At 34.0% G+C, this 24,337-nt stretch carries 23 protein-coding genes and 1 tRNA gene; 18 read left to right on the top strand and 6 right to left on the bottom strand.

Annotated features, from left to right (window positions below; genetic code table 11):
• The first annotated feature begins 287 nt into the window (after positions 1-287).
• From dnaE to MR054_RS02795, 6 genes are all read left to right on the top strand, one after another.
• Complete coding sequence (gene dnaE, locus MR054_RS02820) at positions 288-4,676, top strand: DNA polymerase III subunit alpha (RefSeq protein ID WP_242156013.1); 4,389 nt, start codon at positions 288-290, stop codon at positions 4,674-4,676.
• Between the two features lie 344 nt (positions 4,677-5,020).
• Entirely contained in the window at positions 5,021-5,338 is a 318-nt protein-coding gene (gene trxA / locus MR054_RS02815; RefSeq protein WP_242084192.1) for a thioredoxin, read from the top strand.
• Between the two features lie 155 nt (positions 5,339-5,493).
• Positions 5,494-6,036 (top strand): ClpP family protease, encoded by a 543-nt coding sequence (locus MR054_RS02810; RefSeq protein WP_242156011.1) that lies wholly within the window; start codon positions 5,494-5,496, stop codon positions 6,034-6,036.
• 66 nt (positions 6,037-6,102) lie between these two features.
• Positions 6,103-7,032: a DUF58 domain-containing protein gene (locus tag MR054_RS02805; protein ID WP_242156008.1), complete on the top strand. Its 930-nt coding sequence runs from the start codon at positions 6,103-6,105 to the stop codon at positions 7,030-7,032.
• A gap of 120 nt (positions 7,033-7,152) precedes the next feature.
• Positions 7,153-7,226 (top strand) — tRNA-Asp (locus MR054_RS02800).
• A gap of 391 nt (positions 7,227-7,617) precedes the next feature.
• Positions 7,618-7,935: a hypothetical protein gene (locus tag MR054_RS02795; protein ID WP_242156006.1), complete on the top strand. Its 318-nt coding sequence runs from the start codon at positions 7,618-7,620 to the stop codon at positions 7,933-7,935.
• A gap of 113 nt (positions 7,936-8,048) precedes the next feature.
• On the opposite strand, the gene MR054_RS02790 is transcribed toward MR054_RS02795, so the two are convergent.
• The gene (locus MR054_RS02790) at positions 8,049-8,663 is read right to left on the bottom strand and encodes a TetR/AcrR family transcriptional regulator (protein ID WP_242156004.1); all 615 of its coding nucleotides are present in this window, start codon (positions 8,661-8,663) and stop codon (positions 8,049-8,051) included.
• 101 nt (positions 8,664-8,764) lie between these two features.
• Between MR054_RS02790 and MR054_RS02785 the strand changes: the two genes are divergently transcribed.
• The 9 genes from MR054_RS02785 to MR054_RS02745 all read left to right on the top strand — a co-directional run bounded on the left by MR054_RS02785 (position 8,765) and on the right by MR054_RS02745 (position 14,701).
• The gene (locus tag MR054_RS02785; protein WP_242155998.1) at positions 8,765-9,541 is read left to right on the top strand and encodes a sterol desaturase family protein; all 777 of its coding nucleotides are present in this window, start codon (positions 8,765-8,767) and stop codon (positions 9,539-9,541) included.
• A gap of 7 nt (positions 9,542-9,548) precedes the next feature.
• Complete coding sequence (locus MR054_RS02780; protein ID WP_242155979.1) at positions 9,549-10,016, top strand: BP74-related protein; 468 nt, start codon at positions 9,549-9,551, stop codon at positions 10,014-10,016.
• 13 nt (positions 10,017-10,029) lie between these two features.
• Positions 10,030-10,956, top strand: coding sequence for a M43 family zinc metalloprotease (locus MR054_RS02775; RefSeq protein WP_242155977.1), 927 nt, complete (start codon positions 10,030-10,032; stop codon positions 10,954-10,956).
• Positions 10,957-11,136: 180 nt separating this feature from the next.
• A complete protein-coding gene (locus tag MR054_RS02770; RefSeq protein ID WP_242155967.1) occupies positions 11,137-12,015 on the top strand; it encodes a PhzF family phenazine biosynthesis protein in 879 nt (292 codons plus the stop codon).
• Positions 12,012-12,536 (top strand): DUF4442 domain-containing protein, encoded by a 525-nt coding sequence (locus tag MR054_RS02765; RefSeq protein WP_242155965.1) that lies wholly within the window; start codon positions 12,012-12,014, stop codon positions 12,534-12,536. Before MR054_RS02770 ends, MR054_RS02765 begins: the two co-directional genes overlap by 4 nt.
• An 89-nt stretch (positions 12,537-12,625) precedes the next feature.
• Positions 12,626-13,063, top strand: coding sequence for a GNAT family N-acetyltransferase (locus MR054_RS02760; protein WP_242155963.1), 438 nt, complete (start codon positions 12,626-12,628; stop codon positions 13,061-13,063).
• Positions 13,064-13,154: 91 nt separating this feature from the next.
• The gene (locus tag MR054_RS02755; protein ID WP_242155961.1) at positions 13,155-13,727 is read left to right on the top strand and encodes a pyridoxine/pyridoxamine 5'-phosphate oxidase; all 573 of its coding nucleotides are present in this window, start codon (positions 13,155-13,157) and stop codon (positions 13,725-13,727) included.
• A gap of 19 nt (positions 13,728-13,746) precedes the next feature.
• Positions 13,747-14,310, top strand: a complete 564-nt coding sequence (locus MR054_RS02750) for a GNAT family N-acetyltransferase (protein ID WP_242155959.1) — start codon at positions 13,747-13,749, stop codon at positions 14,308-14,310.
• 31 nt (positions 14,311-14,341) lie between these two features.
• Positions 14,342-14,701, top strand: coding sequence for an S-adenosylmethionine decarboxylase (locus MR054_RS02745; protein ID WP_242155957.1), 360 nt, complete (start codon positions 14,342-14,344; stop codon positions 14,699-14,701).
• A 191-nt stretch (positions 14,702-14,892) separates the two neighbouring features.
• On the opposite strand, the gene MR054_RS02740 is transcribed toward MR054_RS02745, so the two are convergent.
• The gene (locus tag MR054_RS02740) at positions 14,893-15,315 is read right to left on the bottom strand and encodes a hypothetical protein (protein ID WP_242155956.1); all 423 of its coding nucleotides are present in this window, start codon (positions 15,313-15,315) and stop codon (positions 14,893-14,895) included.
• 117 nt (positions 15,316-15,432) lie between these two features.
• Positions 15,433-18,672 carry a T9SS type B sorting domain-containing protein gene (locus MR054_RS16685; RefSeq protein ID WP_276520136.1) on the bottom strand — a complete coding sequence of 1,080 codons (3,240 nt, stop codon included), beginning with the start codon at positions 18,670-18,672 and terminating at the stop codon, positions 15,433-15,435.
• A gap of 553 nt (positions 18,673-19,225) precedes the next feature.
• Between MR054_RS16685 and MR054_RS02725 the strand changes: the two genes are divergently transcribed.
• The gene (locus MR054_RS02725) at positions 19,226-19,639 is read left to right on the top strand and encodes a hypothetical protein (RefSeq protein ID WP_242155954.1); all 414 of its coding nucleotides are present in this window, start codon (positions 19,226-19,228) and stop codon (positions 19,637-19,639) included.
• 293 nt (positions 19,640-19,932) lie between these two features.
• Positions 19,933-21,249, top strand: coding sequence for a glycoside hydrolase family 2 TIM barrel-domain containing protein (locus tag MR054_RS02720; protein ID WP_242155952.1), 1,317 nt, complete (start codon positions 19,933-19,935; stop codon positions 21,247-21,249).
• A 342-nt stretch (positions 21,250-21,591) separates the two neighbouring features.
• Here the strand turns inward: MR054_RS02720 and MR054_RS02715 are convergent, their stop codons facing one another.
• Positions 21,592-21,972, bottom strand: coding sequence for a DUF2784 family protein (locus MR054_RS02715; protein WP_242155950.1), 381 nt, complete (start codon positions 21,970-21,972; stop codon positions 21,592-21,594).
• Positions 21,973-22,148: 176 nt separating this feature from the next.
• On the opposite strand from MR054_RS02715, the gene MR054_RS02710 reads away from it, so the two are divergent.
• Positions 22,149-22,670, top strand: coding sequence for a hypothetical protein (locus MR054_RS02710; protein ID WP_338081508.1), 522 nt, complete (start codon positions 22,149-22,151; stop codon positions 22,668-22,670).
• Positions 22,671-22,927: 257 nt separating this feature from the next.
• On the opposite strand, the gene MR054_RS02705 is transcribed toward MR054_RS02710, so the two are convergent.
• Positions 22,928-23,194, bottom strand: a complete 267-nt coding sequence (locus MR054_RS02705; protein WP_242155947.1) for a hypothetical protein — start codon at positions 23,192-23,194, stop codon at positions 22,928-22,930.
• Between the two features lie 315 nt (positions 23,195-23,509).
• Entirely contained in the window at positions 23,510-23,983 is a 474-nt protein-coding gene (locus MR054_RS02700; RefSeq protein WP_242155945.1) for a nuclear transport factor 2 family protein, read from the bottom strand.
• Positions 23,984-24,337 lie beyond the last annotated feature (354 nt).

The raw sequence follows: 24,337 nt of genomic DNA, 5'->3' as shown, positions 1-24,337 counted from the left end.
TATCTTAAACGAATTCAGTGAGTACTGGTATTGGGGGATTATCAACTCCCTTACACATTGAATTTTCCCGGTTAATTGTGCAGACAGGCCAGGTAATTGCATGTTCGGTCTTCTAATTGGAGGGTTGGTGCTGAGTTTGTTTTGTAAAAATTTGGAGAAAATTATGGCATTTTATTCTGTTTACAACTGTTCATAACTTCACTTTAATTAAGCTGAAATTCTATGTATTTTTATGCTTTTCAATTGAACTCTTAGTAAACGATCAAATCAACCGTTAAAACCATTTCATGTATTTAATTTTCGATACGGAAACTACCGGATTACCGAAACGTTGGGATGCCCCGATTACAGATGTAGAGAATTGGCCAAGGTGTGTGCAAATAGCCTGGCAATTGCACGATGCCATGGGTAATTGTCTCGATCATCAAGATTATTTAATCCAACCTGAGGGATTCAATATCCCCTATGATGCCGAAAAGGTCCATGGGATTTCATCAGAATTGGCACAGGAACAGGGCAGGCCCATAGCGGACGTTTTGAAGAAATTCAATGAGGCTCTGAGTCAAACCAAATTTGTTGTTGGTCAGAATGTGACGTTCGATCTCAACATTATGGGTGCGGAATTTGTGAGAGCAGATGTGGCCAGCCCATTGCAGAAATTGCCGGTATTAGACACGTGTACAGAGCATACGGCCGAATTATGCCGTATTCCCGGGGGTCGTGGTGGTAAATTTAAACTGCCCACCCTGGCCGAATTGCACGAGTACCTGTTTAACGAATCGTTTGCTGAAGCCCATAACGCCACAGCTGATGTTGAAGCGACCACGCGTTGTTTCCTGGAGTTGGTTCGTTTAAGAGAATATACTCCTGAAGAGCTGGATGTTACCCGCGGTTATTTTGAAAAATTTGCCAAAGAAAACCCGGGGCAGATTCAGTTAATGGGTTTAAAACACATCAATCTTAAAAAGGAAAGTTCAAAAATACGGGAACGTTTAAAGGCAAACCAGTTTGGGGATGTATCATCGGCTAAAATTAAGCAGAACGTCTCCAATTTAGCCGATGTCGATTTTGTACATCTTCACAATCATTCCCAGTTTTCAATTCTGCAATCCACCATGAGTGTATCCGATTTGGTTGAAGCAGCTGCCAGTCACCATATGCCTGCCGTCGCTTTGACCGATCATGCCAATATGATGGGGGCCTTTCATTTTGTGAATGCAGTCAACAGACAGAATAACCTTATAAAGGCCAATATCAAGAACGCCGAAAGCAAAGGGGAATTATTAGAGATGCCATTAATTAAGCCTATTGTGGGATGTGAGTTTTTTGTTTGCGAAGATCACCTGGAACGAACCAGAAAGGACAATGGCTATCAAATTGTGCTCCTGGCAAAAAATAAAAAAGGCTATCATAATTTGGCCAAACTGTCCTCCCATGCATTTATTGACGGATTTTATTATGTCCCCAGGATTGATAAAAAACTCATTAAAAAATACAAAGAAGATTTGATTGCCCTTACCGGAAACTTATATGGTGAGGTCCCCAGTAAAGTGTTGAATGTTGGTGAAAACCAGGCAGAAGAAGCCTTGTTATGGTGGAAGAATGAATTTGGTGATGACTTGTATATGGAGGTGATGCGTCATAACCAGGAAGACGAAAATCGGGTTAATCCTACCTTGATTAAATTGGCAAAAAAGCATAATGTCAAATTGGTTGCGACTAATAATACCTATTATCAAAATAAGGAAGATGCCAATGCACATGATATCTTGTTGTGTGTTAAAGATGGTGAAAAGCAGGCTACACCCATAGGTAGGGGAAGAGGATATAGATATGGACTTCCCAACCAGGAATATTATTTTAAGTCTTCCGAGGAGATGAAACATCTGTTTCATGATCTTCCTGAAGCCATTTTCAATATTCAAGAGATCGTGGACAAGATTGAAGTTTATCAATTGGCTCGGGAAGTCTTGTTACCGGCTTTTGATATTCCTGATCAATTTAAACATGAAGAGGATAAAATTGATGGGGGCAAACGTGGTGAAAATGCTTATTTGAGACATTTGACTTACGAAGGCGCCAAAAAGCGATATGGTGATGAACTCTCAGAAGACCTCAAAGAACGCATTGATTTTGAACTAAGCGTTATAGAAAACACAGGGTATCCCGGATATTTCCTAATTGTAGAAGATTTTATCCGTGAGGCCAGAAACATGAATGTATCGGTTGGTCCCGGAAGAGGTTCGGCAGCAGGCTCGGTTGTGGCGTATTGTTTATGGATTACCAATATTGATCCACTCAAGTATGATTTGCTTTTTGAGCGTTTCTTAAATCCGGATCGTATTAGTATGCCCGATATCGATATCGATTTTGATGATGAAGGGCGAAGCCGTGTTATGGACTACGTTATTAAAAAGTACGGTAGCAATCAGGTGGCTCAAATTATCACCTATGGGACCATGGCGGCGAAATCTTCCATTAGGGATACGGCCCGTGTATTGGATTTACCCTTATTTGATGCCGACAGAATCGCGAAACTCATCCCTAATATGTCTAAACTCAATAAAATATTTGATTTAGATGATAAGGAATTAAGTCATAAATTTCGTGCTGAAGATCTGGAAAAGGTCCATCAGCTTTTAAATATTTCAGAGGGTGATGATCTGGAGGCAGAAACGGTGAATACGGCAAGAACCCTCGAAGGCTCTGTTAGAAATACAGGTATTCATGCCTGTGGTGTTATTATTACTCCGGACGATATTACCAAGTTTGTTCCTGTGGCTACGGCTAAGGATTCGGATTTATATGTCACCCAATTTGATAACTCGGTGGTCGAATCGGCTGGGTTATTGAAAATGGATTTTTTAGGATTAAAAACCTTGACACTGATTAAGGATACTGTAAAAATTGTTAAGGCCAAACATGATATTGATCTGGATCCGGAACAGTTTCCACTAGATGATGAGAAGACGTATGCCTTGTTCCAACGCGGAGAAACGGTTGGGGTGTTCCAATACGAATCTCCGGGTATGCAAAAGCACCTTCGTGATTTAAAGCCTACCGTTTTTGAGGACCTCATTGCTATGAACGCTTTGTATCGGCCCGGGCCTATGGAATACATTCCCAGCTTTGTACGCAGAAAGCATGGCGATGAAGAAATAGATTACGATTTACCCGCCATGGAAGAATATCTTAAGGAGACTTATGGTATTACGGTGTATCAGGAGCAGGTCATGTTACTGTCGCAAAAATTAGCCAATTTTACTAAAGGTGAGGCTGATGTTTTACGAAAAGCTATGGGTAAAAAGCAAATCGCCGTGCTGGATAAAATGAAGCCTAAATTTATTGAGCAGGCAAGTGCAAATGGCCATGACGCAACCATTCTGGAGAAGGTATGGAAGGATTGGGAGGCTTTTGCAAGTTACGCCTTCAACAAATCGCATTCCACTTGTTATGCGTGGATAGCCTATCAAACGGCTTATTTGAAGGCTCATTATCCTGCAGAATATATGGCAGCTGTACTGTCCAATAATATGAACGACATTAAGCAGGTGACCTTTTTTATGGAAGAATGTAAACGCATGAAATTAAATGTATTGGGACCTGATGTTAATGAGTCCTATTACAAGTTTTCCGTAAACCAAGATAATGCCGTGCGTTTTGGTATGGGTGCTATTAAGGGTGTTGGACAGGGTGCCGTAAGAACCATTGTTGAGAATAGAAAAAAAGACGGACATTATAAATCCATTTTCGATTTGGCCAAACGAATAGATTTGCGGGCAGCGAACAAAAAGGCTTTTGAAAATTTAGCTTTGGCAGGAGGATTTGATTGTTTTAAAAGCACCCATCGCGCCCAATACTTTCATGATGATGGTGATGGGATTACTTTTTTGGAAAAGGCCATCAAGTATGGCGCAAAGCATCAGGAAAATGAAAATTCTGCGCAAGTCAGTTTGTTTGGTGATGCGAGCGAAGTACAAATAGCGGAACCTCAAGTTCCGCCATGTGAAGAATGGGGAACCATGGAAAAATTGGGAAAAGAGAGAGAAGTGGTGGGGATCTATATTTCCGGTCATCCATTGGATGATTTTAAAACCGAAATGAATGCCTTTTGTAATGCAACGGTAGCTCTCTTTAATAATTTAGAACCTTATATTAATCGTGAACTCGTGTTTGGTGGCGTGGTTACCGATGTCCAGCATCGTGTAAGCAAGCAAGGTAAAGGATGGGCCTTATTTACGGTTGAAGATTATAACGATAGTTTTGAGTTTAGGATTTTTGGAGAAGAGTATTTAAAGTTTAGACATTTTTTAATGAAGAATAATTTTGTGTTTGTCAAAACCTTTGTGCGTGAGGGCTGGATAAATAAAGACACCGGAAAACGAAGTGAACCAAGATTGCAATTTAATAATTTTCAATTATTACATGATGTCATGGAAACCTATGCCAAAAAGATTTCCATTCAAGTGGATATAGACGATTTAAAAAAGGAAAAAATTATGGCCTTAAAAGAGTTGATTAAAATGCATCCTGGGAACCAGGTTCTTCATTTTATGGTATATGATAATCAAGAAAAGATAAAACTTACTATGAGCAGCAGAAAGCAAAAAGTAAAAGTTTGTCAGGAATTAATAAATGAGTTAGAGGAACAGCATGTACATTTTAAGTTGAATTAATTTTTATTGAATGTGGGCCCCATAGAGGTTATAAACCAGGCGTGAAAATATCACCTCTGACAGGGCTAGAAAGAACTTTAAATAGTTTTGTGATTTAATCCTGTGCGGACCGAGGTTTTTAGATAAGCCGATAATTTATTGACCTTGTTAAATTTATACCGTCTGCTTGAAATAGCTTTTTTTAATGACGACAATAATGAAATATGGGTGCAATTAAATGTCATTAAAAGGAAATAAAATAATGTAATTTAGCTATAAGTAAAACAAATTGATGCAATGTAAGTTTTAGTTTTTTTTTTGACTAAGTTTGTGCAATCAAATAATTAAGCATAAAATATAGTATTATGGCATTAGAAATAACAGATGCAACGTTTGAAGAAACCGTTTTAAATAGTGATAAACCTGTTCTGGTGGATTTTTGGGCGGCCTGGTGTGGACCTTGTAGAATGGTTGGGCCAATTATTGAACAAATTAGCGATGAATATGAAGGAAAAGCTGTTGTTGGTAAAGTAGATGTTGATGCTAATCAAGAATTTGCAGCCAAATATGGTGTACGGAATATACCAACAGTATTAGTGTTCCAGAATGGAGAAGTAGTAGGAAGACAGGTAGGCGTAGCGCCCAAAAACGCCTATACAGATGCCATAGATTCATTATTATAGTTGACTTCAAAAAAGAAATAAAAAAAGGTTTGCCAATATGGCAAACCTTTTTTTATTTTAGACGCAGATAAACTAACATGATAGAAATAATCGCTAAAAATTAAAAAGCATGATTTTATTTATCATCGAAGTCTACATATGTAAATTTAAAAAAGATGAGTAAAAGATCGAAAGTACAGGATGCTATTGATAAAAAGTTCTTGGAGGAACGCAAAGTGTTTTTATGGGGTCAGGTAGATGATGATTCAGCAAAACACGTGATAGACAGGTTATTATACCTTGATGCTATCGAGACTAAAGATATAGAATTAGTTATTAATAGTCCGGGAGGGTATGTAACCTCCGGATTTGCAATTTACGATTGTATAACCTCCTTAAAAAGTAATGTTTCAACCGTATGTTCCGGTCTGGCAGCATCAATGGGATCTATATTATTGTCGGCAGGGACCAAAGGTAAACGTTATATTCAACCTCATGCTCGTGTTATGATTCATCAACCAAGTGGCGGTGCACGAGGACAGGCCAGTGATATTGAAATTACGGCCCAGGAAATTTTAAAAACAAAAGAATTGAGTGCTAAAATTTTAGCAGACAATTGTGGTCAGGAAGTCGATAAAGTGATGAAAGATTTTAATCGAGACCATTGGATGGATGCCAAAGAATCAGTGGCTTATGGTATTGTTGACCGAATCATATAATTAAGGTGTTGAGATCTTAAGGAGAAAATTATAGGTTAAACATGCTATGCCCATTTATGTTACGTAATGAACTTACAAGTAGAGTTAAATAAAGCGGAAGGTTTTAAGAATTTGGAATTACTTGCCAAGCAAGTAGTGGAGGGATTTATTGCGGGAATGCACAAAAGCCCGTTCCATGGGTTTTCTGCTGAGTTTGCTGAACATAAAATATACAATCGTGGGGAGAGTACCCGTCATATCGATTGGAAATTGTATGCCAAAACGGATAAATTGTATACCAAGCGATATGATGATGAGACAAATTTGCGCTGTCATATTATCTTAGACAACAGCAGTTCAATGCATTATCCTGAAGCGGATGTCTTTTCTCTGGACCGTTTGAACAAAATAGGATTCTCCGTGTTGGCTGCCGCAGCATTGATGCAGATTTTAAAGAAACAACGTGATGCTGTTGGATTGAGTATTTATAGTGATCGCTACCAGTATTACGCACCGGAAAAAGGCAGTGAGCGTCACCATCAAATGTTACTGAACCATTTAGTGGAGGCGGTAATCTCTAAACCGCTCAATAAACAAACGGAAACTTATAAATATTTGCATGAAATAGCCGAAAAAATTCATAGACGTTCCATGATTTTTTTGTTTACTGATATGTTCCAAACCATTGAAGATGATACTAAATTGTTTGAAGCCTTAAGACATTTAAAATATAATAAGCACGAAGTCATTTTATTTCATGTTATTGATAAAGAAAAGGAATTACAATTTAATTTCGACAATACCCCCAAGCGTTTTATAGATGTTGAAACAGGTGAGCATATTAATTTATATGCGGATACCATTAAAGACAGTTATCACCAATCGGTAGCTAAATATTTTGAGGCATTACGATTAAAATGTGCACAGTATAAAATAAAATACGTTGAAGCCGATATAAATAATAATTTCAATAATATTCTTACCACCTACCTCATAGAGCGTCAGAAATTTGCCTAATTCGAATACATTAAAAAAATTAAAAAAAGGTTTGACTTATAAAAAAAGGCGTGTATATTTGCACCCGCCTGAATGATTAATGTCAGTGACATGAGTCGGGCAGGTCCGCAATAAAGCAACGGTCTGGTAGTTCAGTTGGTTAGAATATCTGCCTGTCACGCAGGGGGTCGCGGGTTCGAGTCCCGTCCAGACCGCAACTAAGACGTTGTGTTGTTTATCCCGAATAGGGATAACGTAGTGAAAGCCTAATAAACTTAGGCAATCCAATGAGAAGCTTTCCTTTTTTTACATAGTAAAAAACGGGATGCTTTTTTGTTTTTATACATGGTGTGCATTTTCTTTCTAAAAAATACTTACCAGATATGGGATTTATAATTTATAGAAAAAAGGTTTGACAAAGTGGTTCTAAAAATAAAAGTAACCCCGATTTTAATAAAATTTCAACGATTTTTAAAATTTATTTTGATAAGTTTTACTTGTGTCTAACATCTGATTGCAGTATTGATTCTCTTGATAATATTGCAAGAAGGATAAAAAAATAACCCAAGATAAACTTTTACTAATGCAGGTCCACATCACGGTTCTTTGAATAATCATAATTTACGTTTTTGGAAATCAAGACTCAAATCAGATGACTGTCCAGCAGTATTTAGTGTAGGGACAGGTCAAAACTTGCCAAAATTAAAGGTAGTTGAAGATTTACATGAATTAGGATATAAAATTTATTCTACTAACTATGTGAATGGAATAAAGGAATTTATTGAAGACAATGCTCCTGAAGATTATTCTACTTTATTAGATAATTTTTCAAGTATTTGTGATTTATATTCTGAAAAAGAAAATGATAGATTTAGAGGTGATAAGAATTTCAATATTACTGAAACTCATATTGATGTGATGTAAATACTAATGCACCTCTAGCCTATGTGTAAAGTCCCGTCCAAACTAAAACCTTGGGCCCTTTTGGAAGCGTTTTTGTTTATTTAGTGCCTACAATAGGTTTGATAAAATAAGGGCTATCCTTTTGGTTCAAAAAGCAATTCCAAATAATTTTTAAAATGTTGTAATTGTTTGGGTACAATTTCAGGATCATTTAATGCTTTAGAAAGCACAAATGCACCTTCAAATATCACTGTGAACTGATCCGCTAAAGATTGCATGTCCACATCTTTTTTTGATTTATTATCCACCATTATATCCTCAATAAGCTCAATAAAAGTATTTCTCCATTTCAGGATAGACCCTGAAATTATATTCAAAGTTTCTTCATCAAACTGATTTGATTCATAAGTATATGATGCATATAAACAACTTGGAGGTTCCTTTATACCTGTCATCATATCAATAAAATGCTGTAAAAATTGTAAAAGCCTATTAAGTGGTATTTCTTCAAGATATTCTGTTTCTTGCAACGCCCATTCTAAATGGTTCATATCCTCTTTGGCATAATTTTCAATTAACGCTTTTGCCAATGCGTTTTTAGTTCTAAAATGATAAAAAAATGCTCCCTTGGTAATACCTGTTTTATCCAGTATTTGGTCAATGCTTGTTCCTGAAAAACCATAATTCAATACTAATTTTTTTGATTCTTCAAGAATTTTTTTTCTAGTAGGTGTTCCGTCTCTTCCCATATCCCAAATATATAAAATTTTCTTAAAATTAAACAAACTAGTTGGTATATAAATAAATATTAATATATTTGTACCGTCTAGTCTGTTAAAATAAAATTATTATGAAAAAATTACTTTTAGAATTACCATCACCGTTAGAGATCATACTTGATCCACTATCATTGGCTATTTTAGGATTGTACATTTTGCTTATTCTTTGGGAGGCTATTTTCCCAGCAAGAAAACAGCCTGAAGTTAGATTTTGGATATTGAAGGGACTAACATTTTTTACTATTTTCTTTTTTGTTGCTTCTTATTTGCCATTGATTATAGATCCGTATTTATCTCAATATCAAGTTTTCAATTTGAGTAATTTAGAAATAATTCCCGGTGCATTAATAGGGCTTATTACTTATGAACTTGCAATATACTTATATCATGTTTCTATGCATAAATTTGATTTTCTGTGGAAAGTATTCCATCAAATGCATCATAGTGCGGAACGTTTAGATACTTATGGAGCTCTATTTCATAGCCCACTTGATGCGATTGGTTTTACATTAATGGGAAGCATAAGTTTGGCTTTATTAGTTGGTATACCTCCTCAGTCTATTACAATAGTTTTATTGGTAATAAATTTCATAGCATTTTTCCAACATGCTAATATTAATACCCCACATTGGCTTGGATATTTAATTCAAAGACCTGAGAGCCACTCTTTACATCATGGCAAAGGGTTGCATAAATATAATTATGCCGATTTACCAATTATAGATATGATTTTTGGCACCTTTAAAAATCCAATGAATTATGAGCGTGAAAGTGGTTTTTATCATGGAGCCTCAGGTAGAATAATGGAGATGTTGATGTTTAAGGACGTAACCAGACAAAAAAAATAGAATATAAATGTTTCAAAAAATAATATTAAAATCAGTACTAATTATCGCAAGTCTTTTTTCTATAACAGCATGTCATAATGATAAAGAGGACTTCAACGATTCAAAAATACGTTATTTTAGGTTTCAAAGCTGTCCGGAAAGTAATCATGGTAATTGGCAGGATTCATCTTTTGTTGCTGCAACCTCTAACCCTGTTGTAATCCAACAATGTCTGGAACAATTAGGGCAACCTATTGAATCCAGAATGCTTTTTCCCTTAGGTAAAATTGAAAACGGAAGTGGAGGTTATAACACAAATAGTACCCATGAGTTTAATTGGCACTTTGTAGAGGATTCATGGGAGTTAGTTGAACTAGGTATTGAGATTTACGATGGTTGCCCTTATTCTGATGTTGAATTAACCGACTATGTAAATAATCTTGGCAGTTATGGAGGTTGGAGCAATAGGATATTGGAAGAAATAACGATGCTTTAAAAATTAAATTGTAATGCACATTATCAATAGCCAAATATTTAAACAACAAAAACACATTGGAATAATGCTTTTGATTTACCTCCTAATTTGTTCCTGTTCTAAAGATGAAAACGAGATAATTTCTGCACCTGTAGATCAAGTTTTTCGTGTTCCTATTGTGGTTCATGTTCTTCACAATGGTGAAATTATTGGTGAAGGTTCCAATCTTTCTTTTGAACGGGTTAAGAGACAAATTGAAATCCTCAATGAAGATTTTAGAAGAAAAGCGGGTACAAGAGGTTACAATGAACACCCAGAAAGTGCAGATGCTAAAATTGAATTTATTCTAGCTAAAAAAGACCCCGATGGAAACAATATAAATGGAATTAACAGGATAAATGTAAATGCTATAGTTGTTCCTGATTTAGGCTATAATCAAAATAATTATGCCCAATATATTTATTGGAATCCTAATAATTACATCAATATTTGGACAACACCTTTACCTGAATCTTCAGAGTGTCTTGTTTTGGGTGCTGCAACTGGACCAGAAACAGATTTACCAGGAACCGAATTATTGCTAATTCCACAAGAAGGAGATTCAGAGGGGATTTTAATCAACTGGATGCATTTTGGAGAATCTAATATAGATTGTAAAGCACGATTAGGCAGAACGTTGACGCACGAAATGGGTCACTATTTTGGTCTGCTACATACTTGGGGTGGAGGTGATTGCTTGAAAAATGATTATTGTGATGATACCCCTTCAGTTGATAAACCTGTATATAATTCTGCTTTTATGGGATGCAATGGAGAACATGTAATGGTAAACAATTACATGAATTGGTCTGATGATGACCTGATGAATATATTTACAAATGACCAAATAAACAGAATGCATTACGTTTTACAATATCATGAAGGGCGACATGATCTATTATCCAGTCCTGCCCTTAAGTAATAGAAAAATGAATAAGATTTTAACCGTCGTATAGTTATCTATTATTTCTGGAGAACAGTTTTAGATTTATGGTTTTATGATAAGATTGGCTATGTTATTTACACCAGATATTCTCCAATACTTTAAAAGTTAATTTTCATTTGAACAAGATGAAAGCGGAATAATTATTTTTTAGAAGCTATGGACATTGATTATTATCTAGTAGATGTATTTACTAAAAATCCATTTTCAGGAAATGGATTAGCTATTTTTCCAAATGCAGTTAACCTTGATAAAAAGGCAATGCTACTTCTTACTCAAGAGATGAGACAGTTTGAAAGTATTTTTTACTATCAAAAAAGCAAATGCAATTTTCAAGCATTTATTTTCACTATTGAGGAAGAACTTGATTTTGCAGGCCACCCTTTACTTGGTCTAGCAGCATTGGTTCATGAAATGAATTATAAGAATTGTAAAAAAAGTGAAATTAATGTTGAGCTGAATAATAAAACAGTTGATTTAATAACGAGTAAAAATAATGGGTACTATACGGCAATAATGAACCAGGGTTCTCCTGAATTTATATATTCATTGAATGAAAGCGAGGAAATGGCTTTTTTATCTTTTTTAAGTTTAGAGGCTAACGATAAATATCAAGAAACCACTCTTGAAGTTGTTTCTAACGGTTTACCCTATTTAATAGTTCCTGTTAAAGCATCATCTTTTACCAAAATAAAGATTTCCATTTCAGATTTAGAGAACAAACTATCTAAAGTTGGGGCAAAATTCCTATATGTACTTGATATAGAAAATAATAGAGGAAGGACTTTTGACAATAAAGGAAAGGTGGAGGATATTGCCACTGGAAGTGCGGCTGGACCAGTTGGTGCTTATTTAATAAAAAATGGTTTTGAAAAATTTAATTCTATAATAAAAATTAAGCAGGGAGAATTTCTTAATAGAGAAAGTGAAATCCGACTATATGTAAAGGAAAACAACGGAACATTTGGTGATATTTTAGTTGAAGGGGATGTAGTTCATGTAGCGTCAGGAAAGATAAAATATAAGCATCTTAAATGAACACATGTACCATTAAAATATTAGAGATTTTTTTTAATAAAAGTGCCATTTTTAAATTTGGTTTTAATTTTAATCCAACCTATAGGAGAACTGCAGGTAGAGTTACATATGTTTCAAAGAACTTGCAAATGGTTAAGATTAAGGTTCCTTTAAGCTCTAGAAACAAAAACTATAGAGGTACAATGTTTGGCGGTTCAATGTTTGGCGCAACAGACCCAATTTACATGATTCAGCTTATTACAATTTTAGGTGATGAATATGTTGTTTGGGATAAAGCTGCCTCAATAAAATTTAAGTGTCCAGGTAATCAGACATTGTATGCAGAATTCAACTTATCTGATGAATTTATTGAAAGCGTAAAAACCGACATGAAAGTTTATAAAGAAAAAATGTACAAATTAAGTGTCAATTTAAAAGACAAAACAGGAATAGTTTATGCAGAAATAGAAAGAAATATTTATGTAGCCAGCAAGAAATATCACCAAAATAAAATTAAAAGAATAATAAAACAAACCAATTAGATCTAAGACCTTTAGGTGCATATTCTAAATTTGTTATGATATGTATTGAGCTATGGAACACAATTATATGGCATATTTAAATAATATTTATGAGATTGAAAATAAAAGAATTTGATGGTCTAACTTTAAGAGAACTATACGAAATTTTAAGATTAAGATTTAATGTTTTTATTCTTGATCAAAATAGTATTTACAACGAGTATGATCAATTAGATTATAGAGCTACTCACATATTTATTGAAGAACAAAAAGAAATAATAGCTTATTTACGAGTTTATAGAAGAACTATTCATGAAGTTTGTTTTGGAAGAGTTGCTGTTCATCCAGACCATAGAGGAAAAAAGCTCGGTAGGAAAATTATTGAAAAATGCATTGAAATGGTTAAATCCAGATGGAAAGCTCAATATATTGTAATTGCTGCTCAAGATTATTTAAAGTCTTTTTATGAATCTTTTGGATTTATAAAATCTTCAGAAGTTTTTAATGACGGTGGAGTCTTCCATATTAATATGACTTTAAAGATATAGTTGCATCATCTAGGATTCAATTTTTTGAATTTGAAAGCGCTTATCCAAATAGCTTAAAAATTAATACCATACAAATTAAAGAAAGGTAAGAATGAAAAATCCCATTGATATATTCAATAAATGGTTTTTTGAGGAAGAAAAACTAACAAGTGTAACAATTCCAACAGCTGTCTGCCTTTCAACAAATGGATTAGATGGATTTCCAAATGCAAGAGTCGTATCATATAAAGAAATTAGTGAAAATAATTTTATAATTACGGGTCCATTAAATTCCAGAAAAGGCATGGAGATAGAGAGGAGTAATAAAGTTGCACTTACATTTTGGTGGGCAGAGACTGAAAGACAAGTTAGAATTCAAGGGTTAGCTTCTAAGTTGTCTGAAGAATTAGCAGATAAAATATTTAGAAGTAGAGATTTAAATTCACAAATTGTATCCTCAATATGTAAACAAGGAACAGAAATAGATGAATTACAAAATCTTGAAGCTAAAATATTAAAAAGAATTTCAAAAAAAACATGTGTTTCAAGACCAAAAGAATGGGGTGGATACTCCATTAAGCCTTTACGTATTGAGTTTATGGAATTCAAAAAAAACAGATTTCATATTAGAAGCTTGTTTGAGCTGGAAAATGGTAGTTGGATTATAAAACAAATACAACCTTAGAAGGTTAAAAATGAACAATATGAAATTTAGCGATTATAAAATTAAGCCATTAGAGAATTCCGACGTTGACAACTTTTACACTGTAATGGAAAAAAACAGAAGTAGGTTAGAAAACTTTTTTGCAGGTACAGTAGCTAAAACAAAAACATTGGATGCTACTAAAAAATTTGTAAAAGACATAGAACAAAAAATTAAGAACGATGAGTATTTCCCCTTTGTGGTTATAGATATAAATTCTAATAATATAGCTGGGTTTATAGATGTGAAAAATATTGATTGGAATATCTCAAAAGCAGAACTAGGATTATTTATGGATTATGATTATGTAGGAAAGGGCATCGCAACTAAGGCATTTCAACTCATTGTCGCATTTTGTTTTGATTATTATAAATTTCATAAACTGTTTTTAAGGACCCATCCTTCAAATATGGGTGCCATTGCTGTAGCTGAAAAATGTGGATTTAAAAAAGAAGGATATTTAAGGGCTGAATATAAGACTACTACTGGAAAGGTGGTAGATCTGCTGTACTATGGGTTATTAAAGACAGATTTAAAAACCTTGAATAATGCAGTACAACATTAATTATAGACGCCTGTATTGAAACTTTAAAAAAATGAAAAATTTAGCACCAGATATAAAAAGACAAAGATTGCTGATAGAAGGATTCTATTCTATTGAAGTAAATGAGTCAGTTATTAAAAGATATTTTAATGAAATAACCCATCATCTTTATTTAAGAATCTATGGAGATCCTATTATTTTTTCTCCCTCAAGTTTTGATGGGAAAAAAGGGAATCAAGGGTATGATGCATTTGTGCCATTAATTGATTCAGGAATTTCTCTCTACGTCTGGTCACCTTCAAAATTTTTATCACTCATAATATATACATGTAAGAATTTTGACGAAAAAGAAGCTATAGAATTCACTAATAAATTTTGGAAGATTAACGAAGTTGAGATGATGTCTTTTTAGCTTTATTCTAGGGCTATTATTATTCTTAATAAAGTCCCGTCCAGACCGCAACTAAGATGTTGTGTTGTTTATCCCAAATAGGGATAACGTAGTGAAAGCCTAATAAACTTAGGCAATCCAATGAGAAGCTTTCCTTTTTTCTTACTAAGAAAATCGGGATGCCTGCCCGCTGGCAGACAGGCTTTTTTGTTTTAGGGCGTTTTGTTTGATGACAATACCCTATTCTTATTTGATCGGATAATCTGAATAAATTTGATGATAAAAATTATTTTTAGAGTTATTCCCAAAACAATTAAATAGATTGGTTTAATCAGGTTTTGTTCTACCCCCTTCAGGTACAGGCCAATAAAAAACAATAATAGTCCAACAACTAAAATAAAAAGCTCTGTTCCTGGTTTATATTCCCCATTTCTCGCTTTTAAAATGATGTAAATTAACTTACATGTAACACCAGTAATAATGAAAGCTAATCCAATGACTTCCAGCTGTGTCATTTTTTTAAGAAGAATACCAACTACTAATAAAATAATCCCCAGGAATAATAATAACTTTGATTGCATAGTATGTCTTTTAAAGGCTAAAGTATTATATAACATAGTCTTTAAGAATGACATTTATCATGTAAATTAAATTACTTAACTACTAGTAGAGGCTTTCCTTTTTTCTTATTAAGAAGATTGGGATGCCTGCCCGCTGGCAGACAGGCTTTTTTGTTTTGAGATGTATAAAAATCATCGCTTTAAAGTGAAATGGCCTTTAAATTCTCTTCCATCTTGTAAATACACACTAAACCAATAATCATCTGAGGAGAGCAAAGTGCCTTTAAAAGTTCCATCCCACCCATTTGAAGTTGTTGTCAGTTGTTTTAAAAGTTTGCCATAGCGATCATAAATAAAGATATCACTCCCAGTTTGAAACTGACCATTGACACCTTTAATTTGCCATGTATCATTATTCCCATCTCCATTAGGGGTAAAAAACTTGGGAAATCCTATAATTGAAATATCAATAGAACTGGTGCCGCAACCTTTTTTATCTCTTACAAACAAAGTATGTATTCCAGAGCTTACATTTTCAAATACAGGTTCGTCCTGATAAGATGAAAACTCATTGTCCAAAGTAAACTCATAATTACCCAGTCCCAGATTGGATGTATTAATGGTAACGGTATTGTTGTTAGAAACATCAACAATAGTAACATTGTCTGATGTAATTTTGGCCAATTCTGAAGCGTTCACAACAACTTCTTTTGTCCTAGAACAATTGGTGCCTACTGTTCTTGTTAAATTAACAGAATATGTTCCAGGGGTAGATACGGTTAATGTAGGGGCGTTGGATAGAATAGTGCCATCTTCATAAACCCATTCATAGTTAAAAAATTCTAGGAAATTACTTTCAATAGGATCAAGGACTAAAGTAAATGTTGGGTCTGAGGAACAAACTATTTGTGGTGATTCTATGGTGAATTCAGGCAGAGGCTCCACATATAAATTAATATGGGCCCCTAGACCGATACAGTCATTATCAACTTTGCTGTCCACCCTCACATAGATTTGTTGCATATATGGATAGTCAATGTTTCTGTAATCAGAAATATCAGCAATTGGATCTGTCTCTGCCAAAGCATTTGACAGGTTTTGATAATAATTGATCGCCAAATCTTGCCCCGATGGGAACAAGGATTCAATGTCCGAGTTCACAGAGCTAAAATCAAAAGAAGATACACCATCCTCGGCATGGTCACAGGCATAAAATTTTCTAACAAAATCAATGGGGATCTGAGTGGTGGACACAATCAAAATGACTTTGGCGGTTCTAAAGCAGCCATTACTGTTTTCCACACGGGCATAAACAACATCTATGCTTACTACTTGATTGATATACATGCTGATATTGTTAATGGCATTGATGCCTGAGTCAGTGTCAGCCTGATCTTCATAAAAGGTAATAAACTCATTCATATAGTTAGCACTGATTTCAGCATTAGCTTCACTCAGGTTAAAGGCACTAAACCCATCTAGGTCATCATCACATTGTTTAAGTTCCACAGAGTGAGTTACCGTTGGTAGGTTGTGGACTACCAATTTAAAAGAAGTGGTTCCCGAGCAAACTGCATTATTTTTATTTGAAACCATAATATGGATGGTTTCTGAAGAGTTGGTGTTTTGATAATTGGTTGGATCGACAATCTGGTTTTTCATGGCAGCATCTGTAAAATAGGAGAACTCAAAATTCAATGCTGTTACCCCGTTTAAGATCTCTGTCTCTTTTTGGGTTAGATCCATCATAATCAGGCCATCTGTATCACTACCAAAACTGGTATTGTCGCATAAAGAATATGTAGAAATGTTTTGGCTGGGATTTGGTAATTCAAATACTTGAATAGTAAAACTTGTGCTATTTTCGCATTGATAATTATTTCGGTTTTTAACACTTGCAATAATAGTTTCAACACCAAAAGAGGTTGTATTGGAATAATTTACAGGATTAGCTATGGTAATATTGGCATTATAATCCTCTATGGTGGCATAATAGGAAACCTCAAACAATGTGGTGTCTTGACCATTCAAAATAGTAGAGCTTTGGGAAGTTAAATCAAAAACGGATATCCCATCGTTATCATCATCACAACCAACCAAATCTTGTGGTCGGTATGTAACAGGAGTTTCAAAAATGGTAATGGTCTTTGAATCACTAGCTGTCTGTAAACCTGATGTTACAGTTAACGTTACTGTATAATCACCAGGGCTTATATAGGTATGTTGGGGAGTATCTTCACTAGAGGTGGTTCCATCACCAAAGTCCCAAAAAAAACTATCATAAGTATGTGAACTATTGAAAAGAAATTGGGTAGGTTCACCCAAACACACATTTTCTGTTTGAATGCCTATATTAAAATACGATTGGATAAATTGAGGGAAGTGACCAGCTTTTTTACCATTTAGATAAATTGAATTACCAATGTAATTAGACGCCAATCCAGATTTATTGGGATCATTTATTACACTTAAATATAAATCTATATCTAAACTATCCCAATAATCAACAGCTGAACAGTAAATCTTATTATCAGGTCCTAACTGTAAAAAGTGTGTTTTTTGAGTATTCGTTAATTGATGTTTTGAACCTATAATATCAGCAGTATTAAGATTAAATTGAAAAATTGTTTCTTCTGTTGCTATGTAAATAAAATTTGAAGACGAAGAAAATTCTCCACTATATATAAATTGGTTTGATATTAAATTGATAGGATTGTTTAAAGTACCATTAGTATTGTTAAACTCCAATAAGGTCGCTTCATTAAAATCCACCACATTGGCAATTAATTTTTTCCCGTTGGGAGCTAATTTTATACTACCCCTACCTAAAGATGATAAATTGGTTATAGGTTGACTAATAGTTGGAACCATATTAACACCATTATCTGTGACCAAAACAGAATAAAAATATGGGCCACCATGCGTAACTACCCAAATATCTTTGCCATTACTATGAAAGGTTGCACTTATAGATCCGCCAGTAAAAGGCAAAACACTAATTCGCTTTGAAGATGTAACAGCACCCAAACCACCATCAAGAGACATATCAATTTCAGAATATCTTAATCCATCATCGTCTCCAGATGTAAATAAATAATAAATGTTAGAATTACCAGGTTTTGGTACAATTAAAGGGTTCACTAAACTTAAATAATCAGCAATGTCATCAAGATTAGTTCCGTTTTGCATTACTTGATGGTTCTTATTCCACACTGTTGGGCCATCGCAATAAAACAATAAATTTCCATTTGAATCTGCTATTGAAGCAGTGCCAAAAAAATTATTTGGATTATTTTGACCATCTGTTAAAACGACAGGGTTGCCACTATTAAAATCCAAGCCCGCTTGAGACCCAAAATACCAGATGTTGGCTTCTTTTTGAGAAAAGCATAACTGTATACACAAAACACTTATATAGAAGTAATGCTTCATAAGAGAATGCAATTATCTTGAACAATCCCAATATTTTATTCTTACAATAAGGTTTTAAGTAAAGTAGTAAAGGACGCCTATAAATGTAAGAAAAATACAGAATCGAATATAAATAATTTCTATAAATATTTGGTTTATAGTGGTTAACGGGTATTTTTGCTTAATTTATAAATTATGTTGATACGCAATTTGATATTAATTTAGACCAAACGTAAAAACACCTTAAGAGATTAGGGCATTATTTGGCACTTAGAAAAGTTGTGTTGTTCAAGAGCAATCTAGGAAGTAGTTATACCAGAGTAATTTGGTAATCCAATGAGAAGCTTTTCTTTTTTCTTATTAAGAAGATTGGGATGCTTTTTTGTTTTTATACATGGTGAGCATTTTCTTTCTAAAAAATACTAACCAGATATAGGATTTAAAATTTATAGAAAAATGGTTTGACTATCGTAATTGATAATTTTTGTGTATTTTTAAAATATATCAGGGTTTATGTTTTTCTAAAAACGTAAGTTCTTTTTTATTTGTTTAGTCCTATTTTTAAATTCTAGTTATGAAACATGTAATCCTATCATTTGTGGTATTTTTCAGTTTTGCTTTGACAGTCCAATCTCAAGTTTTAGAAGATAAAACCAAGCAGTCTCCCCAGGAGGTTTATGATTATCATTTTAGTAAAATGAGATCAAATAAAACCGCTGCTTGGATAACTTTAGGAGGTGGTGTGGCCATGGTTGTAGGAGGGATTGTATGGAATTCTTCTGCATTTACTATTGGACCAGATAGTGAGGATGTTACCGATGGTCTATGGTTGTCCTATTTAGGTGGGGCTACCGCCTTAGCTAGTATTCCTTTATTCATTGCAGCTGGAAAGCATAAGAAAAAGGCTGAAATCCAGTTGAAAAATGGAGCTGTAGGACTAATAAAAAAAATAAAATATTCAGGAATTTCATTTTCAGTTAATTTTTGAGATTTAACAAATTTTAATTCCAATGAGAGGCTTTCCTTTTTTCTTATTAAGAATATTGGGATGCCTGCCCGCTGGCAGACAGGCTTTTTTGTTTATCGAGGATTTTTCAAAATGAATTATCAAAGTTTATTTCTTTACCAAGATCGGCACTAAATAACACAAAATTCTATTTTGATTTTTTAAGACTATATTTATTGAAATTATTAAAACTCATAATTAGAATTTCAAAAAGTATTGGAATTCTTATATTAAATATAATTGCTCTATTGTTATAATCAATTAAAACTCTAATAATGAGGTATTTAGTTTATAAATGTCGTTATTTCATCATTTTTGTTCTTTTTTGCTTTTTATGTAGGTGCAATTCTCAGAATATAAAGAAATCTGGCATTAACATAACTAAATCTGAAGTTCGTCTTACAGATAGGGGATTTCATATTTTTTTAAATGGAATTCCTTTTTATATTAAGGGCGCGGGTCTCGGAGATAATGGCAGTCTTGAATCCTTAAAAGAACATGGCGCCAATGCAGTTAGAACATGGAGTACTAATAATGGGAAAGACGTATTAGACAAGGCTCATGAACTTGGCTTGAAGGTGATGATGGGAATTTGGGTTGGCTTAGAACGACATGGATTTGATTATAACGACGAAAAGGCAGTACAGGAACAATTGGAAAGAATTCGCAAACGTGTTATAGAGTTGAAAGATCATCCTGCCTTGATAGTATGGGGAGTTGGAAATGAAATGAATCACCATTCACAAAATCCTAAGGTTTGGGATGCAGTGAATGAGATATCTGAAATGATTCATGAAGTAGATCCATATCATATAACTACTACACCTTTGGCAGGAATGGATAAGAAGGATGTTGATTTGATAATTAAAAGAGCCCCGGATTTAGATTTTTTGAGTGTTCAGTTATACGCAGGAATTGAGGTACTTCCAGAGCTAATTGCAAAGTCAAATTATAAAGGTCCTTTATTGGTTACAGAATGGGGAGCAACAGGCTACTGGGAAGTGAGTAAAACGGAGTGGGGAGCCCCTCTGGAGAATAATAGCTCGATTAAAGCCGATTTTTACGGCTCGCGATACCAAAAGTCTATATTATCCTTAACACAACAAGTTATGGGTTCTTTCGTATTCCTCTGGGGTCAAAAGCAAGAAAGAACGCCTACCTGGTTTGGGATGTTTATGCCTAATGGCAATGAGACAGAATCGATTGATGTTATGCATTATTCATGGAAAGGGGAATGGCCAGAAAACCGCACACCAAGGTTAGTAGATTTTACATTGGAAGGGCAAAGAGCGATAAACAACATTAGGTTGAAAGCAGGAACAACGTACTCTGCTGAGGTAGAAGTTACTGACCCTGATAATGATACATTAATTTTTAGTTGGGAAATTATGAGAGAAAGTGAATCAAATAAATCAGGTGGAGATGCGGAGTATATTCCAGATGTTATCACTGGATTATTTCCTGTAAATACGCATAATACGGTTAACTTTTTAGCCCCGCCAAAATCAGGAGCTTATCGATTATTTGTTTATGTGGAAGATGGTAATAATCATACAGCACATGCCAACATTCCATTCTGGGTAGAGGATTAGGCTTTTATACTTTTGTAATAATTCTTTTCTATTTATTAAATAAAATGTGGCCTAATTCGATTTAAGGTATTGGAGGGATAATACAGATTGTGGATTTTGATTTCTTAAATGGTATATAATATACTGATTGTTTGAGTTACAGTATGACGGAAAAAATTGCAAAAGAAAGCTCTGAGTAATTAAAGCTTTTTTAACACAAAGATGTTGTGCTGTTCACGCCACAAGTGAGATGTTGTTTCCCAAGTTAGTTCGAAACCAATGAGAAGCTTTCCTTTATTCTTATTAAGAAGATTGGGATGCCTGCCCGCTGGCAGACAGGCTTTTTTGTTTTAAAGGGGATGTTCATTTCTGCCTCCATTTTTTGATATTTAAATAGGTGCTGATAACAAAAGCGGATATAAAAATTAAGACAGTTCCAGTATCAACAACTGAAACAGATATATCCACGTGAATTATTTTTAAAATAAGAAAGTGTATATATGATGAGCTTATATCATCATAACCAAGCATCTCACGTACTTGCCAGTGCCAGTCCGTAAAAATACAATACCCCCAGCCATACCATATACCAAGGATAAACCATGAAAATGCAGTGAGTGACAATACAATAAGATTCGCCAAATGCCATCTTGGTATAATCCACCCAAGTACATTAAATAGTATAATAAAGGTGTGAAATACAAAAAAGAATATATCAAGTATTTTAAGAATAGGTTCTGGCACGTTATTAAAGGTTTTATCACTTCCATTAAAAATAATTTAAATATTGCTTGAATAGGGGGTTTTCTTTAATAAAAGTATCCCACGAGGTATCCCATCATATATAAAAGTATCCCATTAATTAAAACTTAAAACCATGAAATTGAACACATTATATATTTTTAACAGGCATAAAATGAATAAAAAAGGGTTTATGCCCTATAAATTGTAGGCTTACATTAAGTAAGCGTAAGAAACATTTTGCAACTGGAATTTTCATAAACCCTAAAAATTGGAATTCTAAGAAACAACTAGTAGAACCACCGGAACCTGATGCTGAACTAATAAACACACAATTGAGCCTGATTAAAACAAAATTGAGTCAGGCTTTTTTGTTTTTACAGGTTAAGGGTAGTGATTTTACAGTTGACGACATCTATAAACAATTCAAAGGTGAAACCCCTAAGAAGGAGTTTGACGGTGAACTATGGATTAATATGCATAGAAATAAAACCAAAAGAATTCATAAAGTTCCACTATTACCAAAAGCTAAGGAGGTCAAGGACAAGTATGAGGATGATACCAATGAATATGTATTTCCAAGTATCTCTAATGCTCATTTTAATGGGTATTTAAAGGAGATTGCAGATGTAACCGGTCTAGGGTTTCTTGACCCATCATATAGCCAGAAAGACCTTTGCAAGCACTGTATTGCTTTTTAATAATGTGCCAATGGAAGTTGTTAGTAGGCTTTTAGGTCATAGTAAATTGCAGACTACTCAGGATAGTTATGGGAAGGTTGTAGAGAGGAGGATTAGTCAAGAGATAAATAGATTAAAGGGGAGTGGTTAGCTTCCCTTTCTAATGAATAAGTTTTAGCAAATTATTATTTAATATTTTTTGTTAAAGTAGCCTAGTTCTTTACAACGGTTTGGATAAAATGCGTTTTAATTCATGTTATCTTTTGATAGAAGCTGTACTATTTTGAAGAGGCAAACATTAAATATTCTTCAATTTGATATTCATCCCTGACGAAATATTTTCCAAAAAATGTATTGTTAACAACAGACATATGTTTCGTTAAGTCATCGGCAAAAAGCTTACTTGCCCGACCGTCATTTGGAAAATAAAGAGATGCTGTATTCCTATTGTCAAAGGAATATATTAGAACAAAATCCGCTTTTTCTTTTAGATTATTATTGGTTGTGCCCCATCCACCTGATCTTAATGGTTCTCCAAACGTCACATTCCATCCTGGGTATTTTCTATATAGGGGAAGGTACTCTTTTTCCACCCATTCCCTGGCTTCCTACTTCGTGATTCCATCTTGAAGCTTTAAAAATCTAGGTGCAATAATCCATTCTTTATCCGACACATCATTTTTTTCATCAATGAATCCAAAGATGAACATAATTGTGAATACTGTCAGTACACCCAATAAATATTTTCCCATGTTATTTAGATTTTAGTAATTATTGAATCCATTGCTTCTATCAGTGAGTTAATGAAATGTAGTGGCATTTAACTACTATGATATCAAACACAATGTTATGTTTGGTTTTTATTTTATTCTGGTATCATGGAAGCCAGCCCTTTTCCAAATACCTTCATCTTTGATCCATATATTTGTTATTCTTATTTCGTGTTCTTTTTGCTCATCTAATTTAGATGTTGAAAATGAAATTTTACCTGTTACAATTGCCATGTCATCATAAATTTCTATCTCAGTTTCATCCATTTTATAATTCTTAACAATCAATTTACCGCTTTCTATTTCATTCTTCCTTTTTACTAAATAGGCCAACCAATCATCTTTTCTAATTACTTTTGAACTGCTATTTGTGTGTAAATAATTGTCGGTAATCATTGATTCTAATTTATCAACATTGCCATCTATAAAAGCGGCATTAAATTCTTCTATTCTTTTTATTAGGGTTTCTTTTTCCTCTTGGGAATTGAATTTTTGAGTGACTTCATTATTACAGTTCAGGACAAAAAATAAACTAAGAATAACTGCATTTAATTTATTTTGCATTTTCATTTTTTGTTAAAGTTTTGCCTAGTTCTGCACAACGGTTTGGCTATGACCTACCCCTAAAGATACAGATTTTGTGGAAAGGAGCTTTTTGGGGATAAATAGGTTAAAGGGGAGTGGTTAGCTTCCTTTTTTTAAATCATTTCTTTGCTTGTTTTTATGATTCATAACATAACACCATTATAGAGGTAAGAAGTTTTAAATCTGGGCATTGTCTTGATAAGTATGCACCTAAAATTGATTAGTCAATTCCCTACACTCCCAAAATAGCCAGAGTCATTTCAAAGGTATAATGAAGCACGACGGGCCATATATGCGGCGTGACCAGGTTTTACTGGGCTGACCTTCATATAC

It is taken from the genome of Aestuariivivens sediminis (genome assembly GCF_022662105.1).
GTDB lineage: Bacteria > Bacteroidota > Bacteroidia > Flavobacteriales > Flavobacteriaceae > Aestuariivivens > Aestuariivivens sediminis.
The sequence above is the reverse complement of the archived record's forward strand: the minus strand, read 5'-3'. Positions and strand labels throughout refer to the sequence as shown.

What these genes read in the sequence shown, in the direction of transcription:
- dnaE (WP_242156013.1), top strand. Translation starts at nt 288, where the DNA reads ATGTATTTAATTTTCGATACGGAAACTACCGGATTACCGAAACGTTGG.
- trxA (WP_242084192.1), top strand. Translation starts at nt 5,021, where the DNA reads ATGGCATTAGAAATAACAGATGCAACGTTTGAAGAAACCGTTTTAAAT.
- MR054_RS02810 (WP_242156011.1), top strand. Translation starts at nt 5,494, where the DNA reads ATGAGTAAAAGATCGAAAGTACAGGATGCTATTGATAAAAAGTTCTTG.
- MR054_RS02805 (WP_242156008.1), top strand. Translation starts at nt 6,103, where the DNA reads ATGAACTTACAAGTAGAGTTAAATAAAGCGGAAGGTTTTAAGAATTTG.
- MR054_RS02790 (WP_242156004.1), bottom strand. Translation starts at nt 8,663, where the DNA reads ATGGGAAGAGACGGAACACCTACTAGAAAAAAAATTCTTGAAGAATCA.
- MR054_RS02785 (WP_242155998.1), top strand. Translation starts at nt 8,765, where the DNA reads ATGAAAAAATTACTTTTAGAATTACCATCACCGTTAGAGATCATACTT.
- MR054_RS02780 (WP_242155979.1), top strand. Translation starts at nt 9,549, where the DNA reads ATGTTTCAAAAAATAATATTAAAATCAGTACTAATTATCGCAAGTCTT.
- MR054_RS02775 (WP_242155977.1), top strand. Translation starts at nt 10,030, where the DNA reads ATGCACATTATCAATAGCCAAATATTTAAACAACAAAAACACATTGGA.
- MR054_RS02770 (WP_242155967.1), top strand. Translation starts at nt 11,137, where the DNA reads ATGGACATTGATTATTATCTAGTAGATGTATTTACTAAAAATCCATTT.
- MR054_RS02765 (WP_242155965.1), top strand. Translation starts at nt 12,012, where the DNA reads ATGAACACATGTACCATTAAAATATTAGAGATTTTTTTTAATAAAAGT.
- MR054_RS02760 (WP_242155963.1), top strand. Translation starts at nt 12,626, where the DNA reads ATGAGATTGAAAATAAAAGAATTTGATGGTCTAACTTTAAGAGAACTA.
- MR054_RS02755 (WP_242155961.1), top strand. Translation starts at nt 13,155, where the DNA reads ATGAAAAATCCCATTGATATATTCAATAAATGGTTTTTTGAGGAAGAA.
- MR054_RS02750 (WP_242155959.1), top strand. Translation starts at nt 13,747, where the DNA reads ATGAAATTTAGCGATTATAAAATTAAGCCATTAGAGAATTCCGACGTT.
- MR054_RS02745 (WP_242155957.1), top strand. Translation starts at nt 14,342, where the DNA reads ATGAAAAATTTAGCACCAGATATAAAAAGACAAAGATTGCTGATAGAA.
- MR054_RS02740 (WP_242155956.1), bottom strand. Translation starts at nt 15,315, where the DNA reads ATGTCATTCTTAAAGACTATGTTATATAATACTTTAGCCTTTAAAAGA.
- MR054_RS16685 (WP_276520136.1), bottom strand. Translation starts at nt 18,672, where the DNA reads ATGAAGCATTACTTCTATATAAGTGTTTTGTGTATACAGTTATGCTTT.
- MR054_RS02725 (WP_242155954.1), top strand. Translation starts at nt 19,226, where the DNA reads ATGAAACATGTAATCCTATCATTTGTGGTATTTTTCAGTTTTGCTTTG.
- MR054_RS02720 (WP_242155952.1), top strand. Translation starts at nt 19,933, where the DNA reads ATGAGGTATTTAGTTTATAAATGTCGTTATTTCATCATTTTTGTTCTT.
- MR054_RS02700 (WP_242155945.1), bottom strand. Translation starts at nt 23,983, where the DNA reads ATGCAAAATAAATTAAATGCAGTTATTCTTAGTTTATTTTTTGTCCTG.